23 protein-coding genes and 1 riboswitch are annotated in these 24,989 nt (G+C 45.9%); of the genes, 10 read left to right on the top strand and 13 right to left on the bottom strand.

Annotated elements, in window-relative coordinates; translation table 11 throughout:
• Position 1 precedes the first annotated feature (1 nt).
• The 5 genes from thiQ to mpl form a co-directional block, all read right to left on the bottom strand.
• Positions 2-706 carry a thiamine ABC transporter ATP-binding protein gene (thiQ, locus tag R7F64_RS07775; RefSeq protein WP_005379648.1) on the bottom strand — a complete coding sequence of 235 codons (705 nt, stop codon included), beginning with the start codon at positions 704-706 and terminating at the stop codon, positions 2-4.
• Positions 706-2,292 (bottom strand): thiamine/thiamine pyrophosphate ABC transporter permease ThiP, encoded by a 1,587-nt coding sequence (gene thiP, locus R7F64_RS07770; RefSeq protein ID WP_017820277.1) that lies wholly within the window; start codon positions 2,290-2,292, stop codon positions 706-708. Before thiP ends, thiQ begins: the two co-directional genes overlap by 1 nt.
• 41 nt (positions 2,293-2,333) lie before the next feature.
• On the bottom strand, positions 2,334-3,326 hold the full coding sequence (gene thiB / locus R7F64_RS07765; RefSeq protein ID WP_318071579.1) for a thiamine ABC transporter substrate binding subunit: 993 nt from the start codon (positions 3,324-3,326) through the stop codon (positions 2,334-2,336).
• Positions 3,327-3,398: 72 nt separating this feature from the next.
• Positions 3,399-3,535: riboswitch (TPP riboswitch) on the bottom strand.
• 37 nt (positions 3,536-3,572) lie between these two features.
• Entirely contained in the window at positions 3,573-4,211 is a 639-nt protein-coding gene (locus R7F64_RS07760; RefSeq protein WP_017820279.1) for a flavin prenyltransferase UbiX, read from the bottom strand.
• Between the two features lie 5 nt (positions 4,212-4,216).
• The gene (gene mpl / locus R7F64_RS07755; protein WP_104975823.1) at positions 4,217-5,575 is read right to left on the bottom strand and encodes a UDP-N-acetylmuramate:L-alanyl-gamma-D-glutamyl-meso-diaminopimelate ligase; all 1,359 of its coding nucleotides are present in this window, start codon (positions 5,573-5,575) and stop codon (positions 4,217-4,219) included.
• Between the two features lie 312 nt (positions 5,576-5,887).
• Between mpl and fbp the strand changes: the two genes are divergently transcribed.
• Together fbp and ppa are read left to right on the top strand one after the other, a co-directional pair.
• On the top strand, positions 5,888-6,904 hold the full coding sequence (fbp, locus tag R7F64_RS07750) for a class 1 fructose-bisphosphatase (protein ID WP_005383114.1): 1,017 nt from the start codon (positions 5,888-5,890) through the stop codon (positions 6,902-6,904).
• Positions 6,905-7,031: 127 nt separating this feature from the next.
• Entirely contained in the window at positions 7,032-7,562 is a 531-nt protein-coding gene (gene ppa, locus R7F64_RS07745) for an inorganic diphosphatase (protein WP_005379635.1), read from the top strand.
• A gap of 73 nt (positions 7,563-7,635) precedes the next feature.
• On the opposite strand, the gene R7F64_RS07740 is transcribed toward ppa, so the two are convergent.
• Genes R7F64_RS07740 through R7F64_RS07725 form a run of 4 tightly spaced genes read right to left on the bottom strand, consistent with a single transcriptional unit; the run spans position 7,636 to position 13,913 of the window.
• Positions 7,636-7,998 (bottom strand): DUF2799 domain-containing protein, encoded by a 363-nt coding sequence (locus R7F64_RS07740; protein WP_115385706.1) that lies wholly within the window; start codon positions 7,996-7,998, stop codon positions 7,636-7,638.
• 49 nt (positions 7,999-8,047) lie between these two features.
• Positions 8,048-8,395 carry a gamma-glutamylcyclotransferase gene (locus R7F64_RS07735; protein ID WP_064368958.1) on the bottom strand — a complete coding sequence of 116 codons (348 nt, stop codon included), beginning with the start codon at positions 8,393-8,395 and terminating at the stop codon, positions 8,048-8,050.
• Between the two features lie 44 nt (positions 8,396-8,439).
• Entirely contained in the window at positions 8,440-12,204 is a 3,765-nt protein-coding gene (locus R7F64_RS07730) for a translocation/assembly module TamB domain-containing protein (RefSeq protein ID WP_064368957.1), read from the bottom strand.
• Positions 12,201-13,913, bottom strand: a complete 1,713-nt coding sequence (locus R7F64_RS07725; RefSeq protein WP_065274120.1) for an autotransporter assembly complex protein TamA — start codon at positions 13,911-13,913, stop codon at positions 12,201-12,203. The genes R7F64_RS07730 and R7F64_RS07725 overlap by 4 nt, the downstream gene beginning before the upstream one ends.
• A 167-nt stretch (positions 13,914-14,080) precedes the next feature.
• On the opposite strand from R7F64_RS07725, the gene msrA reads away from it, so the two are divergent.
• Complete coding sequence (gene msrA / locus R7F64_RS07720; RefSeq protein ID WP_017633451.1) at positions 14,081-14,719, top strand: peptide-methionine (S)-S-oxide reductase MsrA; 639 nt, start codon at positions 14,081-14,083, stop codon at positions 14,717-14,719.
• A 70-nt stretch (positions 14,720-14,789) separates the two neighbouring features.
• Here the strand turns inward: msrA and R7F64_RS07715 are convergent, their stop codons facing one another.
• Entirely contained in the window at positions 14,790-14,990 is a 201-nt protein-coding gene (locus R7F64_RS07715) for a DUF1107 domain-containing protein (RefSeq protein WP_005379612.1), read from the bottom strand.
• Positions 14,991-15,205: 215 nt separating this feature from the next.
• On the opposite strand from R7F64_RS07715, the gene R7F64_RS07710 reads away from it, so the two are divergent.
• The 7 genes from R7F64_RS07710 to R7F64_RS07680 all read left to right on the top strand — a co-directional run bounded on the left by R7F64_RS07710 (position 15,206) and on the right by R7F64_RS07680 (position 20,834).
• Entirely contained in the window at positions 15,206-15,757 is a 552-nt protein-coding gene (locus R7F64_RS07710) for a YtfJ family protein (RefSeq protein ID WP_005383122.1), read from the top strand.
• 226 nt (positions 15,758-15,983) lie between these two features.
• Positions 15,984-16,283, top strand: coding sequence for a DUF2607 family protein (locus R7F64_RS07705; RefSeq protein WP_115385705.1), 300 nt, complete (start codon positions 15,984-15,986; stop codon positions 16,281-16,283).
• 133 nt (positions 16,284-16,416) lie between these two features.
• Positions 16,417-17,070 carry a zinc uptake protein ZrgA gene (gene zrgA, locus R7F64_RS07700; RefSeq protein ID WP_085569684.1) on the top strand — a complete coding sequence of 218 codons (654 nt, stop codon included), beginning with the start codon at positions 16,417-16,419 and terminating at the stop codon, positions 17,068-17,070.
• Positions 17,071-17,122: 52 nt separating this feature from the next.
• Complete coding sequence (locus R7F64_RS07695; protein WP_115385704.1) at positions 17,123-17,851, top strand: ABC transporter ATP-binding protein; 729 nt, start codon at positions 17,123-17,125, stop codon at positions 17,849-17,851.
• The gene (locus R7F64_RS07690; protein ID WP_115385703.1) at positions 17,848-19,107 is read left to right on the top strand and encodes an ABC transporter permease; all 1,260 of its coding nucleotides are present in this window, start codon (positions 17,848-17,850) and stop codon (positions 19,105-19,107) included. Before R7F64_RS07695 ends, R7F64_RS07690 begins: the two co-directional genes overlap by 4 nt.
• Positions 19,108-19,111: 4 nt before the next feature.
• Positions 19,112-19,606 (top strand): DUF3299 domain-containing protein, encoded by a 495-nt coding sequence (locus tag R7F64_RS07685; protein WP_005379600.1) that lies wholly within the window; start codon positions 19,112-19,114, stop codon positions 19,604-19,606.
• Between the two features lie 322 nt (positions 19,607-19,928).
• A complete protein-coding gene (locus tag R7F64_RS07680; RefSeq protein WP_169628327.1) occupies positions 19,929-20,834 on the top strand; it encodes a TIGR03899 family protein in 906 nt (301 codons plus the stop codon).
• An 89-nt stretch (positions 20,835-20,923) separates the two neighbouring features.
• On the opposite strand, the gene cysC is transcribed toward R7F64_RS07680, so the two are convergent.
• From cysC to cysN, 3 genes are all read right to left on the bottom strand, one after another.
• Positions 20,924-21,541, bottom strand: coding sequence for an adenylyl-sulfate kinase (gene cysC, locus R7F64_RS07675; protein ID WP_005379598.1), 618 nt, complete (start codon positions 21,539-21,541; stop codon positions 20,924-20,926).
• Between the two features lie 24 nt (positions 21,542-21,565).
• Complete coding sequence (locus R7F64_RS07670) at positions 21,566-23,290, bottom strand: SLC13 family permease (protein ID WP_005379596.1); 1,725 nt, start codon at positions 23,288-23,290, stop codon at positions 21,566-21,568.
• 251 nt (positions 23,291-23,541) lie between these two features.
• Positions 23,542-24,972, bottom strand: coding sequence for a sulfate adenylyltransferase subunit CysN (gene cysN, locus R7F64_RS07665; RefSeq protein WP_005379594.1), 1,431 nt, complete (start codon positions 24,970-24,972; stop codon positions 23,542-23,544).
• Positions 24,973-24,989 lie beyond the last annotated feature (17 nt).

Here is a 24,989-nt window from a genome sequence, read left to right as displayed (position 1 = left end):
ACTAGCATGCTGCTCGGATAAATGCCGCAAGCTTCTCACTAGCATGCTGTTCACTCAATGCAGACATATCACCCGCGGCTTCCACTTTACCATCTGCCACAAACACAAAGTGGCTGGCAATCGCTTTGGCATCGCTTAAATGGTGCGTGACCATCAATACAGTTATTCCCCGCTCTGCTGCGAGTTTTTTTACCAAGCTCAGCATCTCTTCACGCAACACCGGATCAAGCGCCGAGAACGGCTCATCCAATAGCCACATGGGATGAGGCTGAACAAAACAACGCGCTAAGGCAACACGTTGACGCTGGCCACCAGAAAGATGCTCTGGCAAACGGTCGAGGTACTCTGCAACACCAACTTGCTGCGCGGCTTGTTCAATCTGACGATTTTGGTCCACCGTAAGCTTTAGCCCTGGGTGTAAGCCCAAACCGATGTTGTCACGCACCGATAAGTGAGCAAACAAATTGTGCTCTTGGAACAACATAGAGAACGGACGCAGATAAGGCTCTTTACGCACAATGGACTCACCATCAACACAAATATCACCACGGTCAGGATGGATGAATCCTGCCACCAACGCCAGCAAGGTTGACTTCCCTGCCCCACTTGGTCCCATCAGCGACACAATCTGTCCTTGCTCAATCGTTAAGTCAAAACGAAACAGTTCACGTTGGTAGGTGTACTGCACATCATCCAACACTAACATTACGCTCTCTCCTTCGTTTTCAATACTTTCTCAATCAAGGCAAAACAGCCCACACTCAACAACAATAGGGTCACCGATACCACCGCAGCTGCGTCCATCTGATAACTGCCAAGCAACTGGAACAAATACAGAGGTAAGGTACGAAACTCTTGTCCACCAAACAGTGCTATGGCACTTAAATCCCCTATTGCAAACATAAAGCTGATCGCAAACGCATGTGCAAACGGCTTGCGTAGCGCCTGCCACTCCACCACTTTAAACCGTTGCCAGCCACGCATGCCTAAGCTGGCACATACATACTGATACTGTTGTTCAATGTGCAGCATTGGCTGCGCTAGCGTTTTGATCACGTAAGGCAAAGCCATCAAACCGTTCACCAAAATCACGACAAAAAATGCCAAGCTAAAAACATCTGTAAATGCGCGCAGTAGTAAGAATAAACCGGTGCTAATCACCAGACCTGGAGTCACCAAAATAACGGTGCCGATTAACTCAATCTGATCGGCTCGCGTGTTTTTGTACTGCAACCGCCAACGGCGACTGGTCAATAGTATGGACACCCCTGCAGCGACCGCAAGCGCGCTAGCGACACAGGCGACTTTGAGGGAGTTCAATAGCGCAGACCAAAAACGCTCATCGGTTAATACTGTCCAAACTTGTTGGTTGATGCCACTCAGTAACACCATCAATAACGGCGGTATTACCAGTAAAAAGGCACCTATGATCCAAAAGCTATCCCAAGCTTTTGACCACCCATGATCCTTCGTTAAATATTGCTGTACCGATGTGCTTCCAGCACTGATAGAAACAGGCCTTGTTAACTTCTGCACTCCAATAGCAAGCAGTCCACATAACAGCATCTGCCACAGCGCCAATAACGCCCCAGCTTGTAAATCAAAATCAAACTTAATCGCTTGGTAAATGGCCAATTCAATGGTGGTGGATTTTGGCCCGCCCCCCAACGCCATTACAGTGGCAAAACTGGTAAAGCACAACATAAACACCAACCCACAAACGTGGGGAAGCTGCTGCCTTAAACGCGGCCATTCTACCCAACGAAACTTATCCCAATGGCTCATCCCAAGATGCGCGCAAAGCTTATGCTGCTCGGCAGGAATAGACTCCAAGGCTTGCAGAAGCAATCGTGCCGCGTAAGGTAAATTAAAGAACACATGGGCGAGTAAAATGCCGTTCAAACCGTAAATAGAGAATGGCAGTTTAGTGTCGAAACTTTGCAACCACTGCGCCAACAAACCACTGTTGCCATAAATCGCTAACAGCCCAAAAACACCAACCAAAACCGGCAAAACCAGTGTCGATGCAAATAGCTTAAGCAGTAATGATTTACCAATAAATTGGCGACGCGAAAGTGCGTGCGCTACTGGAATGGCAAAGCCAACACTGAGCAATGTGGAAAGAAACGCTTGGTAGAAACTGAACTTGGTGACATGTTGATAGTACGGGTCGCCCCATACCACAGACACATCAAGTGAAGGGGCTTGAACAATCAAAGCACCTAGGGCAGAAATAACAAAGGTCGCGATGATCATCGCGACCCCTAAACCTATTTTTGGAACAGAATTCAAAGGTAAAACCTATCTCATTCAGATGAGGATGGAAACGTCAGCTAAAACGTCAATGCGCTTTGCCATTCGCGAATCCAAGACTTACGCATTTTTGCCACTTCATCAGCACTAAAGCTCAACGACTTGCTTGGAACACTCAAAGTTTCAAAACCTTTAGGTAACTCAACGTCAGTGACTGGGTACATCCAGTTACCCGTTGGCATCGCCGATTGGAACTCATCACTTAAAATGAAACTCATAAATTGATCAGCAAGTTCTGAATTTTTTGCCCCTTTCACTTTGGCGGCTACTTCAACTTGCATGTAGTGGCCTTCAGCAAAATTCGCCGTAGCAAACTTCGAATCGTTTTCCGCAATTAAGTGGTACGCAGGTGAAGTGGTGTAAGAAAGCACTAAATCGGACTCACCATTGAGGAACATAGAATACGCCTCAGACCAACCTTTCGTGACCGTTACGGTTTTGCTCGCTAGCTTCTGCCACGCTTGCGTCACATCGTCGCCATAAATAGATTTCATCCATAGCATTAAGCCTTGGCCCGGCGTTGAAGTCCGCGGATCTTGGTAAATCACTTTCAGATCGTCGCGCGTTTCCACCAGCTCTTTCATTCTTTTCGGCGGATTAGCCAGTTTCTCTTTGTTGTACACAAACGCGAAGTAGCCGTAATCGTACGGTACAAACGTCGTGTCACTCCAACCGTTTGGTAACACTGTGTTAGCCGTATCCACATTGTGCTCGGCAAGCAGACCGGTTTTCTTCGCTTCTGCCATCAGATTGTTATCCAAACCTAACACGATGTCGGCTTTGCTATTACCGCCTTCAAGACGAAGACGATTCAGGATCGACACACCATCGTCTAATGCCACGAAGTTAACGTCACAGCCACATTTTGCTTCAAAAGCTTGCTCGATTTTAGGACCCGGCCCCCAATCTGCGGCAAAAGAGTCGTAGGTATAGATGGTTAATGTGTTTTCAGCGGCAAACGCTGAAGTAGAGGTGATTGCAGCTAAGGCAATCAGATTTAGAGTGGTTTTCACTGCTCGCTCTCCATGAGTATTTCAGAGAAATAAGTTGAGCGGCACAGGGTTTGAGGCGGCTATTAAGGATTTCCAATATCCAGACTCAATTCCTACGCCAGCATTATCTGGTTCAGGTAATACGGGTCCCTAGTTAAACACTTAGGTCTCAGCGCCCCAATGCATTGATTGACTCAATGCTAAATGGGTTTGCTCCCCGATGAGTTGGATGGATTGTAAAGGTATTTGAGTGGTTACACAATCAGCTCACGAGCGCTGGTCATAACCCCAACGAGGCACCAAACCTTGCTCAATACCTAAGTGGTCAAGAATTCTTGCCACCATAAAATCCACTAAGTCTTCAATGCTCTTTGGCTGATGGTAGAAGCCCGGAGCTGCTGGCATGATGGTGACGCCCATTTGCGACAGTTTGTGCATGTTCTCCAGATGTAGCGTTGAAAATGGTGTTTCGCGAACCACGAGCAACAGCTGCCCGCGCTCTTTCATTACTACATCAGCGGCCCGTTCGATCAAGTTGTCCGACATACCGTGTGCTATGGCCGCAACGCTTCCTGCTGAGCATGGGCAAACCACCATTTGCTTAGGTGCAGCAGAACCAGACGCAACCGGCGAGAACCAATCGTCTTTACCGCAAACGGTGATGTTATTTGGATTGCAGTTCAGGTGCTCTACCAACGCTTGCTTTGCGGCTTCTGGCCCACTTGGCAGCTTAAGGTTGTGTTCGGTTGCCATCACGACACGAGCCGCCGAAGAAATCAGAACGTAGACATGATAATCCGCCGCAACCAAGCATTCTAAAAGACGAAGGCCGTAGGGAGCACCAGAAGCCCCCGTTAATGCCAACGTGATGGCTTTTTTGTGAGAGGGTTGTGTTTTGTTTTGCATATCAATCAGGCTTTTTGTTTTAACTGCTCAAGAAGTTTTCCGTGAATACCACCAAAGCCACCGTTGCTCATGACTAGAATTTGGTCACCTGGTCGCGCACGTTCGACGATCTTGGCTACAAAGTTATCTATATCCGCATCGACAAACGCTGGCTGTTTGCATTGGTCGGCAATGTCTTGCACAGACCACTCGATATTATCTGGCTGGAACAAGAAGACTTCATCTGCACTGTGTAGTGACTCTGCAAGTGTGTTGTTGTGTACACCACGCTTCATGGTGGCAGACCGCGGCTCTAACACAGCAAGGATGCGTTTTTCACCTACCTTGTTACGCAAACCACCGACAGTAAGTTCAATTGCCGTTGGGTGATGCGCAAAATCATCGTAAACCGTCACACCTTGTTCTTCACCTTTCAGCTCTAAACGGCGCTTGGTATTGATGAAACGCCCTAATGCCTGGCAAGCAAGATCCGGAGTGACTCCAACATGTCGTGCAGCAGCGATTGCCATCAGCGCATTATCCACATTGTGGTCACCCACCAAATTCCATTCGACGGTACCAACCTTCTCGCCTTGCAACGCAACGTCAAATTTTGAGCCATCAAGCACTAATTTGTGCGCTTGCCAGTCACCATTCTCACCAGAGAACTGTTTTTCAGTCCAGCAGCCACGCTCTAATACATCCGCTAACGCCTGATCTTTTCTCGGCGCTAAGATCAATCCATTGCCCGGTACAGTTCGCACTAAATGATGGAATTGGCGCTTGATCGCTTCTAGATCATCGAAGATATCAGCATGATCAAACTCAAGGTTATTCATGATTAAAGTGCGAGGATGGTAATGCACAAACTTAGAACGCTTATCGAAAAAAGCACTGTCATATTCGTCCGCTTCAACGACAAAAAACATACTTTCACCCAAACGAGCAGACACTCCGAAGTTACCGAGTACCCCACCGACTAAGAAACCCGGTTGATAACCACAATCTTCAAGTATCCAAGCAAGCATGCTCGACGTGGTCGTTTTCCCATGTGTACCCGATACCGCCAATACCCAACGATCATGCAGCAAAAACTCGTTGAGCCACTGCGGGCCAGAGGTGTAACGCATGTTAGTGTTGAGCACATGCTCGACACAAGGGTTGCCACGGCTCATCGCATTACCAATCACCACAAGATCTGGTTGAGGGTCGAGTTGAGACGGGTCAAAGCCTTCAATAATTTCAATACCTTGAGACTCAAGCAGTGTGCTCATTGGCGGATAAACGTTGGCATCAGAACCAGTGACTTTATGTCCTAATTGGCGCGCTAGAATCGCTGCGCCGCCCATAAATGTGCCACAGATACCCAAGATATGAATGTGCATAAACTAAACCTTGTAATGCGTTTTTTAATGCTTTCATTATCGCGATTACCGCCTGAAAAGCGAGTGACTTTAGCCTTCTTCTTGCAGTCCCTTTCACAAATATGACAAGGTTGAACACAGACTGTACAACCTCTTGCTTACTGATGAATCCCTCAAACAAGTCTACAAATAAATTGAGATCTCAAACAGTTACTTCATTACCATTAAAAAGATCTGCGACTTAAACTTACATCCAGCGCAATCGTTTAACATCCATAAAGAGATGCTCACTTGCGCACTACCCCCAATGAAATGAAAATGTAAGGATTAACCATGTCAGGACTGCGCACCCTAGGCGAGTTCATTGTCGAAAAACAAGCGGATTTCCCCCACGCTAGCGGTGATCTATCATCCCTTTTAGCCTCCATTCGTTTAGCTGCAAAAATCGTTAACCGCGAAATCAACGCAGCGGGTCTCGGTGATATCACTGGTGCTGTAGGCACGGAAAATGTCCAAGGTGAAGATCAGCAAAAGCTCGATGTTTACGCGAACGATAAGTTCAAAGCCGCGCTTGAAGCTCGTGATCAAGTGTGTGGCGTTGCCAGTGAAGAAGAAGACGAAGCAGTTGCGTTCAATAAAGAACTCAACCAAAACGCCAAATATGTAGTACTGATGGACCCACTTGATGGTTCTTCTAACATCGATGTGAACGTCTCTGTTGGTACTATCTTCTCGATTTACCGTCGTGTTTCTCCAATCGGTACTCCACCAACTGAAGAAGACTTCCTACAACCTGGTCACAAGCAAGTGGCTGCGGGCTACGTGATTTACGGCTCCTCCACCATGTTGGTATACACAACTGGTAACGGCGTAAACGGCTTTACTTACGACCCATCTATCGGCAGCTTCTGTCTTTCTCATGAAAACATGATGATTCCTGATGATGGTAAGATCTACTCCATCAACGAAGGTAATTACATTCGTTTCCCTCAAGGGGTGAAGAAGTACATCAAGTACTGCCAAGAAAACGTGCCAGAAGACGGTCGCCCATACACTTCTCGCTACATTGGCTCGCTGGTTGCTGATTTCCACCGCAACCTACTGAAAGGTGGTATCTACCTTTACCCAAGCACACAAAGCCACCCACAAGGCAAGCTACGCCTGCTTTACGAATGTAACCCTATGGCATTCCTCATTGAGCAAGCTGGGGGCATTGCATCGGACGGCGTGAATCGCATTATGGACATCAAGCCTACTGAGTTGCACCAGCGTGTACCTTTCTTTGTGGGTTCGAAGAACATGGTTCGCAAAGTTGAAGAGTTCCTTGAACTGCACCGCGACGAAGAATAATTTCAGACCTTTGTCCAACGCGGCAGGTGTTTACCTGCCGCGTTTTTGTCGCTAAAGTGAAACGCGAATTTATCATCAGATGAAGCCGCTTTTGTGTGACTCATCGTTAATGAAAAGGAATATTCTAATGAGCTTAAACCATGTACCAGCAGGCAAGTCGCTGCCTGAAGATATCTATGTCGTTATCGAAATTCCTGCAAATGCAGATCCAATCAAGTACGAAGTAGATAAAGACTCTGGTGCTGTATTTGTCGACCGTTTCATGTCTGCACCAATGTTCTACCCATGCAACTATGGCTACGTGAACAATACCCTGTCTCTTGATGGCGACCCAGTCGACGTATTGGTACCAACACCATACCCACTCATGCCAGGTTCAGTCATTCGCTGCCGTCCTGTTGGCGTTTTGAAGATGACAGATGAATCGGGTGAAGATGCAAAAGTGTTTGCGGTTCCCCACTCAAAAATCTCGAAAGAGTACGAGCACATCCAAGATGTGGACGATATCCCAGAACTACTGAAAGCGCAGATCACGCAATTCTTTGAGCGTTACAAAGAGCTTGAAGCAGGCAAATGGGTGAAAGTGGATGGTTGGGCAGATGTTGCTGCCGCTAAAGCTGAGATCCTAGAATCTTACGAGCGCGCTCAGAAAAAATAAGCATCACTGCTGATACAAAATTAAAAAGAGCTGCTCTAGGGCAGCTCTTTTGCTTTCATCTTACCTGTGTCAACTAGATAGGTGCGCCTGCTGAAGACATTCGTCCAGCGTCGTAGTCATGTTGAAAGAAGGGGTCAACATCATCACAAATGCCAAAATACGGACGCCCGATAACACCGAGCATATAAGCACTTTGCTCACAATACTCTTGCTTGCCTTGCTGGTAACCCGCTTGATAAGCCATTATCAGTTCTGGCGTCGCATGGTTAACATCATCCAGCTTCGCAATTCGCTCCTCAGGTAACTCCCGTAATCCATCTAAAGCTGACTGCTTACCAAACACTTGCCAATCGGTCACATTATTCGAAGTCGGTAGTGTTGTTTGTGCGCATGCAGCAAGAAGCAACGCCATTACTCCAATTACGAATGTTTTCATCGTGACTCCTTAGTGTTTAGCTCGTTGCTATTGATAATGTCAGTATAGCTCACACCTTTTGACACCAATCGCCGGAAGCGATTTCTTCGGTTAATTGCTCAGTATCTTGATATAAGTAGATCCAAGCTTGGCCAAACGGCGTGACGATGCTCTCTCGGCGATATTCCACTGGCACATCTTCCAACTTATCTAGCTCGGATAAGGTTTCATCATCAATCAGATACACTTCACCTTGAATCGAGCGTTGCCCAACAGACAACGCTGGATAAGGGCCTAAGTCATACATTGCAAATTGAGCATCCGTTTCATGTAAACCAAGAAACTGCGCCGAGCGCAAATACTGATGGTTGTACTCTCCCTTGCGTAACGTGCCGTAGACAAAAATCAAATGCTGCATAACCACTCCTTAGTCATGACTGTGTATGCTTAGGTTAAAGCACTTTAATCGAACTCAAACTGATAGAGTAGGTCAACGGCGCTATCTACACCAGATACCGCTTCTAAATACAAGTCTTGCATCAATCGATAACGCACAGTGAACTCACCTAGAGAGTTAAAGATGCCGACACCATATTTCACCTGCAAACCTGGCAGAATATAACCACTCACCGTCACTTGCGAATCATCGCCCGACCCAGCAGTGTCCAGCTGTAAATCTTGTACGCCAAAGGCTTCACCAATTTCACCAACCACACGACCACTCTTCGCCAAGCTTAAACCAATTAAGGTAGTCGTCATTGCATTACCACCGGCTTCACCATCAATATCTTGACCACGAAGTAGATAAGAAAGTGCATTGGCTTGGTTCATCGCGGGCTCTGAGAAAATTTCTATACTCGGATCAGATGCTGGGCCCGACACTTGTACCCCCGCAATGACATCATCTTGGGTATTGTCTGGATTACGAATCGCTTTGATAGACAAGTAAGGTTGATCTGGTGGACCATTCATCAGAATCTTACCTTCTTTAATCAATAAGTCCTGACCAAACGAACGATAAGAACCGTCGACAACATTCACTTCACCAACGATGAAAGGACCTTTGTCTTTTTGTGTCACGTTTAGGTTCCCTTTCAACCCACCTTTTAAACCAAAAGCGGCAAGTTGGAAGTCATCACCAATTTTAATGTTGATGTTCGTTTCCACATCAAACGGCATCGCAGCGACATCGTCCACTGGCTGCAAGTTTTTATCGAGAATAACGGTATCACTCGATACGCCTACCGCACTTGGTGGAAGCTCTTCGACGACAATTCTGCCCCATGGCAAATTAATATCACCCTCAATTTTCGCAAGCTGAGGAGTCACATCTATTGTCATGTCAGGCTCAACTTTGATTTTTACCATTGGAGGCAAATCAACATTGAGCTCTTTAGCAAATACACGCGCTTTAGTACGCCAGTTCTGTAAGTCCTGCCAGTCGGCATCACCGGTAACGTTCAACTCACCATCCGGGGTTAGAATTCCGGCATCCAAGTCCGCTTGATGGCCTTTAAAGTTGATGACGACCTGCCCTGAGTTTATATCTATCGGTGTGACTTCACCCTGTAGCTTCATTTGGTCAATCAAGAACTGACCATTCACCTTCGGATGCATGACGTCACCTGATATCGCTAGGTCAGTATTCATGTTTGCTTTAAACAAGCTGTACTCACCAATCAACGGTGCCAAGAAATCCAAGTGGAACGTAGAGAGTGAAACCTTACCATCAATAGTGGGCTTTTCAGACGAGACATTCAGTAAAGAAACCTTACCAGACAAGTCACCGTTATCTTTCACATCAAATAGCCACTCGGCATCAAGCTTGTCTTTCGCTAATGCTGCTTTAAAGTTGAAGCTTTCCCAACCGACTTTAATTGGCTGTTCAAGCGCTTGTTCAACTTGGCCTTTTGGCATATTGACACTTAAGGTTACTTCAGGCTTTTTCTCTGGTGCCCATTTAGCAAAAGCCTGTGCATTAACCGAGCCTTGCAGCTTGGTTTCTGGCGGCAGGAATTGTTTGATTTGGTCAAAATCAAAATCATTGATAGCTAACTTCGCCTGGCCACTCTTACCGACACTAATGTCTTCGGTTAGACATACGCTCGACTCCGCTTGCAACCAACAATGCGCTTGAACGTTCGCGATCTGTTTGTCGATATTGACCTTCACCGCGGTCGATTTTTGCAACGCCCACGGGCCTTGTTGCGAGCTCAGCGTCAAGCGGCGCAGCGCCCCATCCCAAATCATTTCTGGTTTCTGCTGGAATGTCCCTTCAATTTCTAAACTGGTCGACACCAGGTCAGACACTACATCGAGCGTCAGTTGATGCAGTTTTTCATCCCCAGAGACTTCAAGGTCAGCACTATCAACTTTTATGTCGTCATAGGTAATGTTGTTCGCAATTAGGCTTATGTTCGCTTTTGGTGCTGGCAGAGGCTTCACATCACCCTTTAAGGTGATCGTTTCTACGTTCGCCTGTTGCTGCCAGTTTATCTGATTTAAAGCGAGATCAAGATTGATGTCTGGTTCTTTCAAGCTACCACGTAGTGCGACTTTACCTTGCATTTTACCTGCAAGGTCCGGAACACTTTTTGCAAAATCAGGGAAGTTAACCTCAACATCCATCAGAATTTGCTTATCGATCTTACCCTTTGCACTCAGTTGGTTCGGGCCATGAGAAAGAGCTAAACCCTGAGTGGTAAGTTGGATGTCTTCGCCTTTGCCGTTCTTATCAGACGCTTCAAGTTGCCCTTCAACATTCAGCGGATACCCTCGCAAAATGCCGTCAATGTCTAACTTAGGCAAACTGACTTGCCAACCGCCTTGTTCTGTTAACGACCCCGAAGTCGAAAGATTACCGCTGATATCCCCTTCGGCTTCTTTCCACTGCAATCCTGGTTGAATGTTCTTCAGGTTTAAGTCAGCTTGCCAGTTGATTGGCGCGGCCCAATTGGCCATGACTTTCCCAGAGAGTTCGCCCCCTAAGGTTTTCACTACAAGGCTTTCGAGGTCAATTTGCTCTAACGTACCTTTGCCGTTTAGTGCGACATCAACGGCGGGAATATCTTTGCCCGAAGCTTTGGTTTCTAATGCGACTTCGTAGCCATCAAGTGAGCCTTTTGCCGCCAAGCTTGGTACAGAAACCTGGTAATCGCTTTGTCCAAATAGCGGCCATTGCGCCTGTACATTTTTAATCGCGACATCAAACGGTAACTGCGTTTTAAGCGGTTGAATATCACCTTTGATCTCCGCTTGTACAAGCTCAGAAAGCGTAGCATTTAGTGACAAATCACCAACCGAACCCGAGACCGAAAGCGACAGTTTTTGTCCCTTCGCATCCGCTTGCTTCACTAACGCGTCCAATTGCGCTTTGATAGGGTAATCAGAAGAAAGCGTCACTTGTGTGCTCAACTTGCCTTCCACTTCTGGCATGTCGAGCTCTAACGTTTTGACATCAACACGTTCACCGCCTGCTCTTGCAACCAAACCAAGATGATTGACGATCACTGGCGTTTCACCCGCCAGTTTGAAATTGTGAATATCAAGACGACGTGCTTCAACCGTCAGTGGAATCCATACTTCGGGTAACACAATATCTTGCGGCGTAACGTCAGTTTCTTTCGGCTCCTCGGCAGCCGCTTCAGGTTCAGCCTCACTTGGTGCTAAAGCCACATTAATGTCTTTCAACGCGGTAGGTGCGATCACCAAACGATCACCCTGCATCGACAAAGCGGTCGAGAATGTTTGCCAATCAATTTGATTGCCCAGCACATTGACATTGATGTCATTAAAGCTGACTTTATTAACAAAAATTGGCACTGGCGTACTGATAGAACGCAGTGGTGGTGTTTCCTCTTGCTCCTCGCTTGCTGGCGGTAGCTCTGGCATCTTAAAGTCAAGCCCCTGCAGTCTTAACTCATCGACACAGACCTTAGGGTCAAAGAAACAGCGGAAGTTCACTGCCAATGCTAAACGCTCGACTTTGGCGTCGATATTCAAAGACTCATCGACAAAACTGACGTTATGCAGTTCGAAGCGAGGAAACAATGAACCCTGCACTTTTTCAATCTGCAATTGTGGTAGTGCTTTTTCGGCTCCCCACAAGGCAAATTTGAGGCCTGGGTGGGTAAATAAAACTGTCGCGACAATAATGATGAGCAACAGCAATAGACCAATCAAACTGAGCGACAGCCATTTGGTCCACTTAAACATCATTTTGATCATAGCTCAGGCCCCAATGAGAAGTGGATACGAAACTCTCGTTCTGGTTTTGCATCCAACCCCCATGCAAAATCAAAACTAACAGGGCCCACCGGAGACGCCCAGCGGATACCAACACCTGCGCCTGATTTCCAATCTGGTGTTTCATTAAACGCATCACCAATATCGTAAAACGTTGCAGCCCACCAGTTTCCATAAACACGATATTGGTATTCTAATGTACTGCTAACAATGTATTTACCACCCGTCAAAGCACCACTCTCATCCACAGGTGAAATAGATTCATAGCCGTAACCACGAATATTATTGTCACCACCAGCGAAGAAACGCAGCGACGGTGATAGTTTTTCAAGTTCATCGGTAATATTCGCACCACCTTCTAAGCGGAACAAACCACGATGATTCTCTCCAATACCACGAATCCAAGAAGTCGAGCCAATTAAGCGGAGCACTCTAGTTTCAGAAAGCATAGCGGTATCACCATACTCAATAGTGATGCTTTGCTTGTCTCCCCACATTGGCATATTGCCCCCTCGAACCCTAGTCCGAGAAAATGTCGCACCTGGAAGTACGAAGTTGAATTCATCATCTTGTAAACCTTGCGTAAAGCTCTCGTACAAATGACGAACATAAACGGTATTATGCCAACCACCGTCTGCTAACCAATGACGTTCCACTGCAAGGTTAGACTCGATACTCTGTGTGTCACGGTTGTCTAGGTTTTTAAGCCCATATTGAACTTGATAATAATCGTTAGCGACATCTTCTAAAGGAATTTTGTAAGAAGCAGTCACGGTTTGCTCTGGCTTAGATAGGGATAAAGCGGTGTTGAAACTGTGTCCTCGGGAGCTCACCCAAGGTTTCTTCCACTTCAACGTTCCTCGAACGCCGACATCCGTTGAGTAACCAATACCCGTCTCGATCTGATTCTTAGAAGCAGGAGATAAAGACACTTTAATTGGCAAGTCTCGGCCATCATCAAGCCTATCCAATTCAGGCTCAACAAAAACTGAGGAAAACCACTCCGTATTTGATAGCTTCTGGTTAAACTCGCCCAGCTTCGAAACGTTGTATGGGTCCCCTTCTTTAAAAGGTTGTAGTGATGCGACACGGTCTTCCCAGATGTGGTTGCCAATAAAAGAAACGTCGCCAAAATTGAAACGTATTCCACTGCTGTAGTGCAAACGGACATTAGCTTCGTTCAGATCAGGGATAACCTCTAATCGACTTAGCGTAAACTCACCATTGAAGTAACCACGCTGAAGCGCCAAGTTACGAATGCCTGACTTAAGGCTGTCGTATTGGCCTTGATTCAAAACTTGGCCAACTTTGAGCGGAGAGCTCTCAATAAGTTTTGCAAACTCTTCATCGTCCTTGGCCTCTCCAGTGATGACCACATCCATGACTTTCACTTTCACTGGCAAGCCCGGCTTGATGAGCACAATTAACTCATCATTCGCTTCAGGAATAGAGTATGAAATTTTTGCATGATAATACCCAAGCGCGTTAAGCGCTTCAGTGATACTTTGATCTAATCTCGCTTGAAAACGCAGAGAAGTGGAGTAATCCTTCTCTGGAATAGATGACAGATACGCACTGACATTCTCTTCTAAAGCGCCATCAATGCCTTTCAAAGTCAAAGAAACATCGGCATAGGCACCATGAGAAAAGGCAAATAGGCCAACAATGGTGGGGAGAGCTTTTTTTATCATGCTTTTATGGCTGAATGAGGTTAAGTAAACGTAAATAATGATAACGCCAATTAGATTCTAAGTCTGTAATATTAATAGGTTTAACGCGGTCTATGTCATCACAGCATCAGATACAGACGAAATGAAAAAGTTCGCAAATTTAAGACACGTATTGAAGGACAAATACCATGCTCAACAAACAAACATTGATCAGTATAGAAGATGCCTTGCCAGGTAGAGATCAACCAATGCAGATTGACGATCATCATTTTGTAAATAAATCTAACCTAAAGGCGCCTCTGACGTCACACCAACAGCAGATTTTGCTCGGAATGGGCTGTTTTTGGGGCGCTGAGCGCGTATTTTGGCAACTCGACGGCGTTGTATCTACTTCGGTCGGTTACGCTGGGGGGTACACACCCAATCCCACCTATGAAGAAGTCTGTACGGGTAAAACGGGTCATACAGAAGTCGTACGAGTCGTTTTCGATGAACGCGTCATCTCATTAGAAAAGCTACTGGCTGTTTTTTGGGAAAAACACGACCCAACTCAGGGAATGCGTCAAGGTAACGACTTAGGTACTCAATATCGTTCTGCAATTTACACTTATTCGACGGAGCAGCTCGAGAGCGCAGAGAAATCGAAACTCTTGTATCAGCAAGCACTGCAAGAAGAGCAGCGCGCGAACATCACCACCGAAATACAACCAGCAGGTCCGTATTACTTTGCGGAAACCTACCACCAGCAATATTTGGCGAAAAACCCTGATGGTTACTGTGGCATCGGAGGAACGGGAGTTTGCTTCCCACCAAGCCTCCAAGGATAAACCTAACCAGCAACAAAAAGAGCGACCGATATGGTCGCTCTTTTCTAAATCTAAGTGGGTACCAAGCTAACTAAGCCGATAATGATGCTATCACTTGGTTGACTTCTTTAAAGATGGTGAGCCTTTTATGATCGTTGACGTCAGGTAGTAACACTTTGCCATTGTCGAACTGAAAACAGCCAACCCCGACAATAAAAAACTGACCTTTGAACAACGTTTTAACAAAACGGGCCACTTGTAATGGTCGATATACAGCAAACTCACGTAGCATAACTCACCTCAATTCCTTTGAGAAAACACGGATTGCTTATTTTTCCTCTGCAATCTTAATGCGCAATTTGCGACGGAACTCATTTTAGCAAATTCTAAATATAACGCAAGATTACACCACTCCATACGTTAAATAAATGTTATCAACGGTCCTACAAATTTCTAGGATCTGGATATATACTGGAAGCTTCCAAACCTCGTACGGAATATAACAATATGAAAACTAAGACTCTCCTACCTCTATTACTGGCCTTAACGCCAAGCTTGACCTTTGCACACAACTTGTCAGTAGGAAAAAGCGTTCCTCCTGTCAATGTTGCCGCTTACGGCGAGATTGTTTTACAAGGCGAAGGCGTTGCATACCAACCCTGGGCAACTCAACATATGCAAGGCAAAGTTCGTGTTATTCAAGCCATCGCAGGCCGTAGCAGTTCAAAAGAGATGAATGCCCCTTTAATGTCGGCAATAACAGCGGCAAATTTTCCACAAGAAAGCTACCAGACGACGACTATCATCAACCAAGATGATGCAATTTGGGGGACAGGCTCTTTCGTGAAGTCTTCAGCTCAAGACAGCAAAAAAGAGTTTCCTTGGTCATCCATGGTTCTTGATGAAAATGGCGTAGTTGCTAATACTTGGGACCTGAAAGAAGAAAGCTCGGCCATTATTGTTCAAGACAAAACGGGCAAAGTTCTGTTTGTCAAAGAGGGCGCACTTGAGCAAGATGAGATAACAAAAGTCATTGAGCTTATTAAACAGAACATCTAGCTTCATTGAATGGCTCCTTGTTCTTGTTGTAAGGAGCTATATGAATTTGATTAGAAGCATGGGCAGTGACAACTCTGCTCTTTATAAGTGCGACACTTCCACAGAGAGTATTACCAATATTTTTCGGCACGTATGTGTTGAGTTAAATTTTTCTGCTAGCCAACAAAAGAGTGAACTTTTACTCATTATGGGTGTTATATTATAACAGTCGGTAAGAGGAGCTCAGATGTACCACCACCAGCAAAAAATACTAAAATATTGGTATCGCACTGCTTTATTTTTCAGTGTTGCGTTGCTGATCGCTTGGAACTTTGCGGTTGTACTTCATCAAGTCGATCTGACGCCCGACCATCATACCCATCATCATTGCCAATTATTTTCTGGTGTTCAGCACGGTATAGCAAAGGTACAACCTACCCTCTCTACACCGACTTTTACGCGCGCCCAGCATCATCATGTTTTTTTGCATCTCGTGTACGGCGAAGAAGTTCTTGGCGCTGCTCGTGCCCCTCCTTATTTTGCTTAATTTCCAAACTATTCCACACTCAAAATTATTGAGTTCATTTCCGCACCTAGTGTGTCAGGAATAATAACTTAGTGAAACTCGAATCTGAGCAATACCGCCTTTGGTTAATGCCAGTAAAATTAGGAAAAATACAATGTCATCAAAACACGTTTTAGCCCTTGCTATTGGCCTCACTTTATCAACAGCAGCGAATGCAAACGAATACCGCCAGCATGGTGCTCATGTGCATGGTCACGTCGAGTTTAATATCGCCCAAGATGGCAAAGATCTGTTAGTAGAGATTACAGCTCCTGGAGCTGATGTTGTGGGTTTCGAACATGCTCCAGAAAACGCGCAACAAGAGCAAGCGCTTAAACAAGCCGTCGCTACACTCGAAGACAGCAACGCATTGTTCGCTATTAACTCACAAGCTGATTGTAATATTGAAGAAGCTTACGTGAGCCACAACCTAAGCGAAACTCATGAGGAACATGATCATAGTGAGCACGACCATGATGACCATGCACATCACGATCATGAAGGGCACGAACACCATGATCATAATGAACATCATGATAAACATGACCACCATGATGATCATGATGAGGCGCACGATCATGGCGGTCACGGTGAATTTTCGGTGCAATATCGCTTCAATTGCGAACAAGTTAATCAGCTTAGCCAAATCCAAACCGATTGGTTTAACCAATTCCCAACTACAGAGTCCATCAGCGTCAATATATTCACTGATACCATGCAATCAGCAATTAAATTAAGCAAAGATAACACCCAAATCGTAATCAAATAACACGAGTGGCGTGTAAGTACCCACTTATACGCCACAGCTTTGGTGATTTAATATGACTGAAACCACACCAAATGTTGTCGAGCTAGAGGATGCCCAATTTTTCTGGCCCGGTTCAACCAACGCAACCATCCACATCCCTAAATTACACATTACACAAGGCGAGCATGTGTTTATCAAAGGTCCAAGTGGCTGCGGTAAATCGACCTTGCTCACTTTGTTGACGGGGATTAACACATTAACTTCAGGCTCTCTATCTGTACTCGATACTGACCTTGCTAGTTTAAGTGCCAGTCAGAGAGACCGCTTTCGCGCCAATCATATTGGCTACATCTTTCAACAGTTCAATTTATTGCCGTACCTTAACGTACTTGAAAACGTATTATTGCCATGTCAGTTCAGTAAAATACGACGTGACCGTGCCCATTTAGGTGCCTCATCTCAAACATTAAATGAACAGGCTCAGGCCCTACTAGAACGACTGCACTTGCCAAACGAGCTTCATACACGCCCTGTCTCTGAATTGAGTATTGGTCAACAACAACGTGTGGCTGCGGCTCGAGCTCTGATAGGACATCCAGAGTTAGTGATCGCTGACGAACCAACCTCAGCTTTAGACTATGACAATCGTAAAGCATTTATTGAGCTCCTTATGGAGCAAGCGAATCAAGCCAATGCCACACTGGTATTCGTTAGCCACGACCCAACACTCGAACCCTTATTCGATCGCACGCTCAATCTACCCGACATTAATCAAGTATCTAGCCTAGGAGCCATATCATGAGTGCTGTTGTAAAGCTCGCCTGGAAAAGCTTGATGAACCGCAAAGCGACGGCAATTCTAACCATCATGACCGTTGCGATTTCAGTGGTACTCCTCTTGGGCGTCGAGCGTATCCGAACTAAAGCCAAGGATAGCTTCTCCAATACAATTTCAGGCACTGACCTCATTATTGGTGGACGCTCTGGGCAAGTGAACCTATTGCTCTATTCTGTGTTTCGTATTGGTAATGCGACCAACAACATCGATTGGAAAAGCTACCAAGAGTTTGCCAATCATCGTTCAGTCGATTGGGCTATTCCAATCTCGCTTGGCGACTCGCATAAAGGCTTCCGAGTTATGGGAACCAATCACAGTTACTTTGAGCATTACAAGTTTGGAAGTAAGCAACCACTAACATTTAGCAAGGGCAGAGAATTCAATGGTTTATTTGAAACCGTGCTAGGTTCTGATGTCGCTAAACAACTTGGTTATGATATCGGTAGCGAAATCATCATTGCCCACGGCATTAGCGACGTTGGCTTTAGCCGTCATGACAATCTGCCATTTAAAGTTGTCGGTATCCTTGCACCTACAGGAACACCAGTCGACAAAACTGTCCATGTATCATTGGAAGCCATCGAAGCCATTCACGTCGGATGGGAAAGTGGTGCGCGTTTGGGCCCGACACCCAAGGCACAAGATCTCAAAAACAGAGACTTTCAGCCCAAACAAATTACCGCTATGCTCGTTGGTTTGAAATCTCGTATTCAAACTTTCGCCCTGCAAAGACAAATTAACACCTACCCCAAAGAGCCGCTCAGCGCCATTATGCCCGGCGTTGCGTTGCATGAGTTATGGGGAATGATGTCGGTTGCAGAGCAAGCCCTAATGGCAGTATCTGGTTTTGTCGTGATCGCAGGGTTGTTAGGTATGTTAAGCAGTCTATTAACTAGCCTACAGGAACGCCGCCGTGAAATGGCGATTTTGCGAGCCATGGGAGCAAGGCCTCGTCATGTTTTCTCACTATTAATTAGTGAAGCCAGCTTGCTCACTGCTGCTGGTATTATTACTGGCGTTACTGGGCTGTATGCCATTCTTACTATCGCGCAGCCGATCATCCAACAGCACTATGGAATACATCTCACCTTAAGCATCTTATCTACTTATGAGTGGATGCTATTAGGTTTCGTACAATGCGCTGGTATTGTGATTGGTTTCATTCCCGCACTCCGCGCCTACCGACAGTCACTGAGTGACGGAATGACAATAAGGATTTAATAAAATGTGGAAAAAAATACTCGCAAGTTGCTTGCTGGTCGTCGCATTCACAGCGCCTGTTATGGCCAGCGAAGAACCATTAAAGCTTGACTGGATTGACCTTGTTCCAGAAAAAGAGCGTAAATTGTTCGACAGTATAGGCATGCCCGCATCTGATCACAGTGGTGGCGCAGCCCAGCAGTCCAAGATTGGTAATGTTCGACCAGAACTGAACGGAAGCCAAGTTAAAATTCCAGGGTTTGTTATCCCACTTGAAGGTGATGCCGATACCGTCACCGAGTTTTTATTAGTGCCATACTTTGGAGCTTGTATTCACGTGCCACCACCGCCTCCAAACCAGATCATTTACGTGAAGTTTCCGAAAGGCGCGCCTGTTCAAGAGTTGTGGGATGTTATATATGTGGTTGGAACGTTGAAAACCGAGACGATAAACCACGAACTAGCAGAAACGGCTTACGTTATTGAGGGATCAGAAATAGAAGCCTACGACGATATGTAATTTAAGTCGTCGATAAGCCTCGCTACACCTAAGGCGTCACACTGGCGCCTTTTTTAGCTTTGTGCTACACGATATAACGAGATAAATACGCTAATACGCCCACATAAATAACCAAAAGAAACGCTATCGACAGGTGCTTTTTGAGTTTACCTGCTTCTGAGAACTTCATAGCCCCTCCAAAATAACGATAACAATTTTAACAACTCATTATCATTTTGAATAGCCCTATTCGTTCAAAAACTGAGAACTCCTGTCTGGTCGCTTGGTCAGATAAGGTGTAAATTTAAACGTGCGAACCGCGCAGTTCTTGGTAGGAAAACGAATGGCAGACCCGACAAAGCAACCTGTTGTCATCGAACATCAGTCAGACACAAAAAAAAATACGCAACAAGAAAAGAAACAAGGCTACATAAAAGACAGTGCTAGTAAGGTAAAAACCATTGCCCAAATACACGGTCTTGACGCCTTACTGCAAACCGAACCGCCAGCCAAATCTGCGTTTGAAAGAGCCCAATTGCGAGAGCAAAGACGCCAAAAACAGCGACAAAAAAACTTAGAACAGATTTTAAAATTAGCGCACAGTTCATGCCGAGATGAGACAGCGGGAGAGCCAGACCAAGATTGGTTGCATCGATTTTTTGAGATGGCTCAAGACATCCATAACAGCGCGATGCAAAAGCTATGGGCTCAAGTGATGAAGCGTGAAGTGACCAATCCGGGTTCAACGTCCATGAAAGCGTTGAAAACCCTCAAGGATATGTCACCAAAGGAAGCACAAACTCTGCAAAGAGCCGCCTCTTTAGCGTGTAGTTTTGGAGGGGATCACAGTAGAAAACTGCTGATTGGTTACAAAGCGCAAGGAGGTATATTTAGCTTCGGCAAGCGAGACGTCGCTAACAGCCTAAATATGGGAAGTTTTCAACTGCCGTATTCAAGCTTGTTGCTCTTAATTGAATTAGGGCTGCTGCACAGTGCCGAACTTGAATCTGGCGAAATTAGTATCGAGACACCGTTGGTCCTCACCTACCAAGGTAAAAACTTGTCACTGAACGTAAACAGTAAAGGTGTCCGCCTTTTATATTATCGGTTCACACCCACAGGCAATGAGCTCTGTACCTTGCTCGGTAACAAACCACATGCCGAATACTACGACCAAATGCTTGCACTGTTAAATCATAGATTTAGTGTCCATAGTGAAGCTAAAAGTACGGTTCATCATACCGTCTAGCCAGCTTGAGAAGCATTTGACTACCTATGAGCCAAATACTTCTCCAGCTGCTCAAAGAGCTTTAGGTCACCTATGATCTAAATGCTTTTTTATCGGATCACACCGCGTTGTTTAAGATCGATTAAGCACAAATCCACCAGCTCATCGACACTCTTTTCTCCCGCGGGCAAATCGATTTCAGGGTTCTCTGGCGCTTGATATTCCGAATCAATACCAGTGAAATTAGGAATCTCTCCCGCACGGGCTTTACGGTATAAACCCTTAGGATCTCGACCTTCGCAAACCTCTAGAGATGCATTGACATACACTTCGATAAACTCGCCTTCTGGCAATAAATCGCGCACTAACTTCCGCTCTGCACGATGCGGTGAAATAAACGCCGACAGAACAATTAAACCCGCATCTGCCATCAGCTTCGCCAGTTCACCAATGCGACGAATGTTCTCGCGACGGTCCTGTTCAGAAAAACCTAAATCGCTACACAAACCATGTCGTACATTGTCACCATCCAATAAATAGGTGTGGTAACCCAATGCTGCAAGGCGATTTTCCAACGCCCCAGCTACGGTTGATTTACCCGCTCCAGATAAACCAGTGAACCACAATACGGCAGGTTTCTGCTTCTTTAATTCAGCACGAAACTGTTTATCAACCGAATGCTGGTGCCAAACAATGTTTTCATCTTTTACCGTCGTTTCGGCAGTCATAACGTATCCTTGTAAATATCGGAATTAAAACGGGAAAAAGACCGGGATCAAAGTAAGTACTAATACAGAGTACACAATCGAAATTGGCACTCCAATTCTCACGTAGTCGGTCAATTTGTAATTTCCTACGCTGTACACCAGCAGGTTAGTTTGGTAACCGTAGGGAGAGATAAAGCTCGCACTCGCGCCGAACAAAACCGCCATGATGAATGGCATCGGATCCACGCCATAACCCACCGCCATGCTATAGCCGATAGGAAAAGAAAGCGCAGCCGCGGCATTGTTTGTCACCAATTCAGTGAGTACCAATGTCATGATATAAGTCGCAACCAAGGCACCAAATACTCCCCAGCCATTAAACGCTTCAATAAACATCACTCCCATTCGTTCTGACAATCCAGAAGAGATCATCAGTTGAGCAATAGACAAAGCGGAACCGACAATCACGACGATATCGATCGGAAAACGGCGGCGCAGTTCTGAAATCTGCACAATACCAAACGCAATAAGCGCGATAAGGTACGCAGCTAGACCTTTAATAATCGGCACTAACTCTAATAGAGCGCATCCAATTACGGCTGCAAAGCCCAGTAATACAATGGAAGACTTATTCGTATCAAGCCGAGCGCTAGAGTCCAAGTCATGCACTAAAACAAACTCTTTACGATGAGCTCGGCGTTCAGACTCAAAACGCTTGCCTGGAACCAGAACTAACGTGTCCCCTGGCGCTAAGGTAATGCTACCCAAGCCACCTTCTAGGCGTTCGTGGCCTCGGCGAATCGCCACAACAACGGCATCGAATCGGTCGCGGAATCGGCTCTCTTTGAGGGTTTTGTAGCAAAACGTCGCCGACGAGCTCACCACAACTTCGATAAAGTTTTGCCCATTTAAGTGCTGCTGACCAAACAACTTGAGGCCCGGAATTTCTTGCAGGGTCGCGACGCTCTCAACATCGCCACAAAATAACAGGCGGTCTTTTGCATTGAGCACAAAATCCGGTCCCACAGAAGAAACAGTAACACCATCGCGCACCACTTCTGCAAGAAACAGTTTGCGCAGCGCACGTAAATTATTCTCGCTGATCGTACGCCCAACTAGCGGTGAGCCTGGCTCAACGCGAGACTCAAGAAAGTAAGGTAAATCTTCTTGGTTTTGATCATCATAATTCGGTAGCAAGTAGCTGAGCGGGATAAGAATCAACATCCCTCCCACCAGCACAGCCAAACCTATCATCGTAGGTGTAAAAAAGCTCAGGCTCGGTAAGCCTGCGTCTTCGACAAAGCTGTTGATGATTAAGTTAGTCGACGTACCAATCAAAGTTAACGTGCCACCAAAAATGGCGGCGTAAGACAAGGGAATAAGTAATTTCGAAGGTGCATGCTGCTGATTACGCTTAATCGCCCCAATCAATGAGACAACCACAGCGGTATTATTCGTAAATGAAGAAAGCAAGGCGGTCGACACACCGAGCTTAGCAATCACGCTGCCTAACTGGCCCTCAGAGATACTTCGGCTCACCCAACTGATCAGCAGTGTTTTTTCTAGAGCACAGGATGCAAGAATCAATAAAACCAGGGTTAACAATGAAGAGTTGGTAAAATTGGATGCGATAGTGGCTGAATCCATCATCCCAGCCATGAATGCAATAAAAGCAGCACCCGCAAAGACGTAACTAGGCTTAATTTTCGTGACAAGCAAGCAAGTGATAATGCCAAGCAAAATCGCTAACACAAACCCTTGTTCCCACATAGCCTTTCCTTACCAAATAGCCCCAAAGGGCACAACAACGACTCATTTATCCATGAAACACCGACAAATGAGTAAACAGACAAAAATCAGCGCAAGCGAAAAGAACATCAGAATGCTCGGTTTTCTTGGGCTCCACCGAAGCATTCTGGTATTAGGAGAATACCTAACGACATTTCGCAATTCAGTTAGGTAGCGACGTCCCAAGTACAACAGCAGACAGAGCCTGAAATTATCGTACTTGGGTAAGCCAGTTACTTTTTCAGAAGCTGGCTGACGTCTTTTGCTTCCCAGTGTGGGAAGTGTTTACGGACAAGCGCATTAAGCTCAACTTCAAACGCAGAGATGTCCGTCAAATCGCGCTCAACCACGGCGAGGCTCTCTTTAACCATGCCAGCACCAACCGTCACGTTTGTCAGACGATCGATAATGATAAAGCCACCGGTATCTGCACAGTCTTGATAATTGTCCAGCGCGACTGACTCATTAAGAGACCATTCACACAAACCAATACCATTCAATGGCAGCTCTGCCGAGCTATGAGTCGAGAGATTATTAATGTCATATTGATGACGAATCGCTTCAACATGACCTACGGTTTTCTTACCTGCGATTTTGATGTCATAGTCACGACCCGGTTGCAGGGGTTGCTCTGTCATCCACACCACATCGGCAAGCAAATGGTTTGTGGTTTCCACTTGAGCATTATCTAGAACAATTAAGTCGCCACGGCTAATATCGATCTCATCGCTTAGCGTCAGAGTGACAGCTAATCCGGCACGAGCTTCTTCGATATCACCATCAAAGGTCACAATACGAGCCACAGTTGACGTTTTACCTGATGGCAATGCTTTAATGGCATCACCGACTTTGATCGAACCAGAAGAAATGGTCCCCGCAAAACCACGGAAATCGAGGTTAGGACGATTAACGTATTGCACAGGGAAGCGGAATTCACCCGCGCCTTTTTCTTGATCCACATCGACCGTTTCAAGAAGCTCAAGCAATGATGGGCCTTTAAACCAAGTCAGGTTTTGGCCTTTATCCACCACATTGTCTCCTTCAAGCGCTGAGATCGGGATGATTTGAATATCAATATCCCCTGTCAGATTCTCAGAGAACTTCAGATACTCGTCGCGGATCTCTTCAAAGCGCTCTTGCGAGTAATCCACTAAGTCCATCTTGTTGATCGCCACAACAAAGTGCTTCAAACCCAACAGGTTGGAAATGAAAGAGTGACGACGAGTTTGATCGAGAATGCCCTTACGTGCATCAACCAGAATCACAGCTAAGTCACATGTCGATGCGCCTGTAGCCATGTTACGTGTGTACTGCTCGTGTCCAGGAGTATCTGCAATGATGAATTTACGTTTCTGCGTCGAGAAATAGCGGTAAGCCACATCAATCGTGATCCCCTGCTCGCGCTCAGCTTGTAAGCCATCGACCAACAACGCAAGGTCGGGCTTTTCACCCGTGGTGCCCACACGTTGGCTGTCTGAGTGCACTGCCGCTAGCTGATCTTCATAAATTTGTTTTGAGTCATGGAGTAAGCGACCGATTAATGTACTTTTACCGTCATCCACCGAGCCACAAGTCAAGAATCTAAGTAACGACTTGTACTGGTGTTGTGTTAAATAGCCTTCGATACCAAGCTCGGCTAATTGAGCTTCAACTGCACTGTTCATTATCTTTCCTTAGATCC

The sequence above is a fragment of the Vibrio sp. Vb1980 genome, from assembly GCF_033338615.1.
In the GTDB taxonomy this organism is placed as follows: Bacteria; Pseudomonadota; Gammaproteobacteria; order Enterobacterales; family Vibrionaceae; genus Vibrio; species Vibrio alginolyticus.
This window is presented reverse-complemented; position numbering and strand designations above follow the sequence as displayed.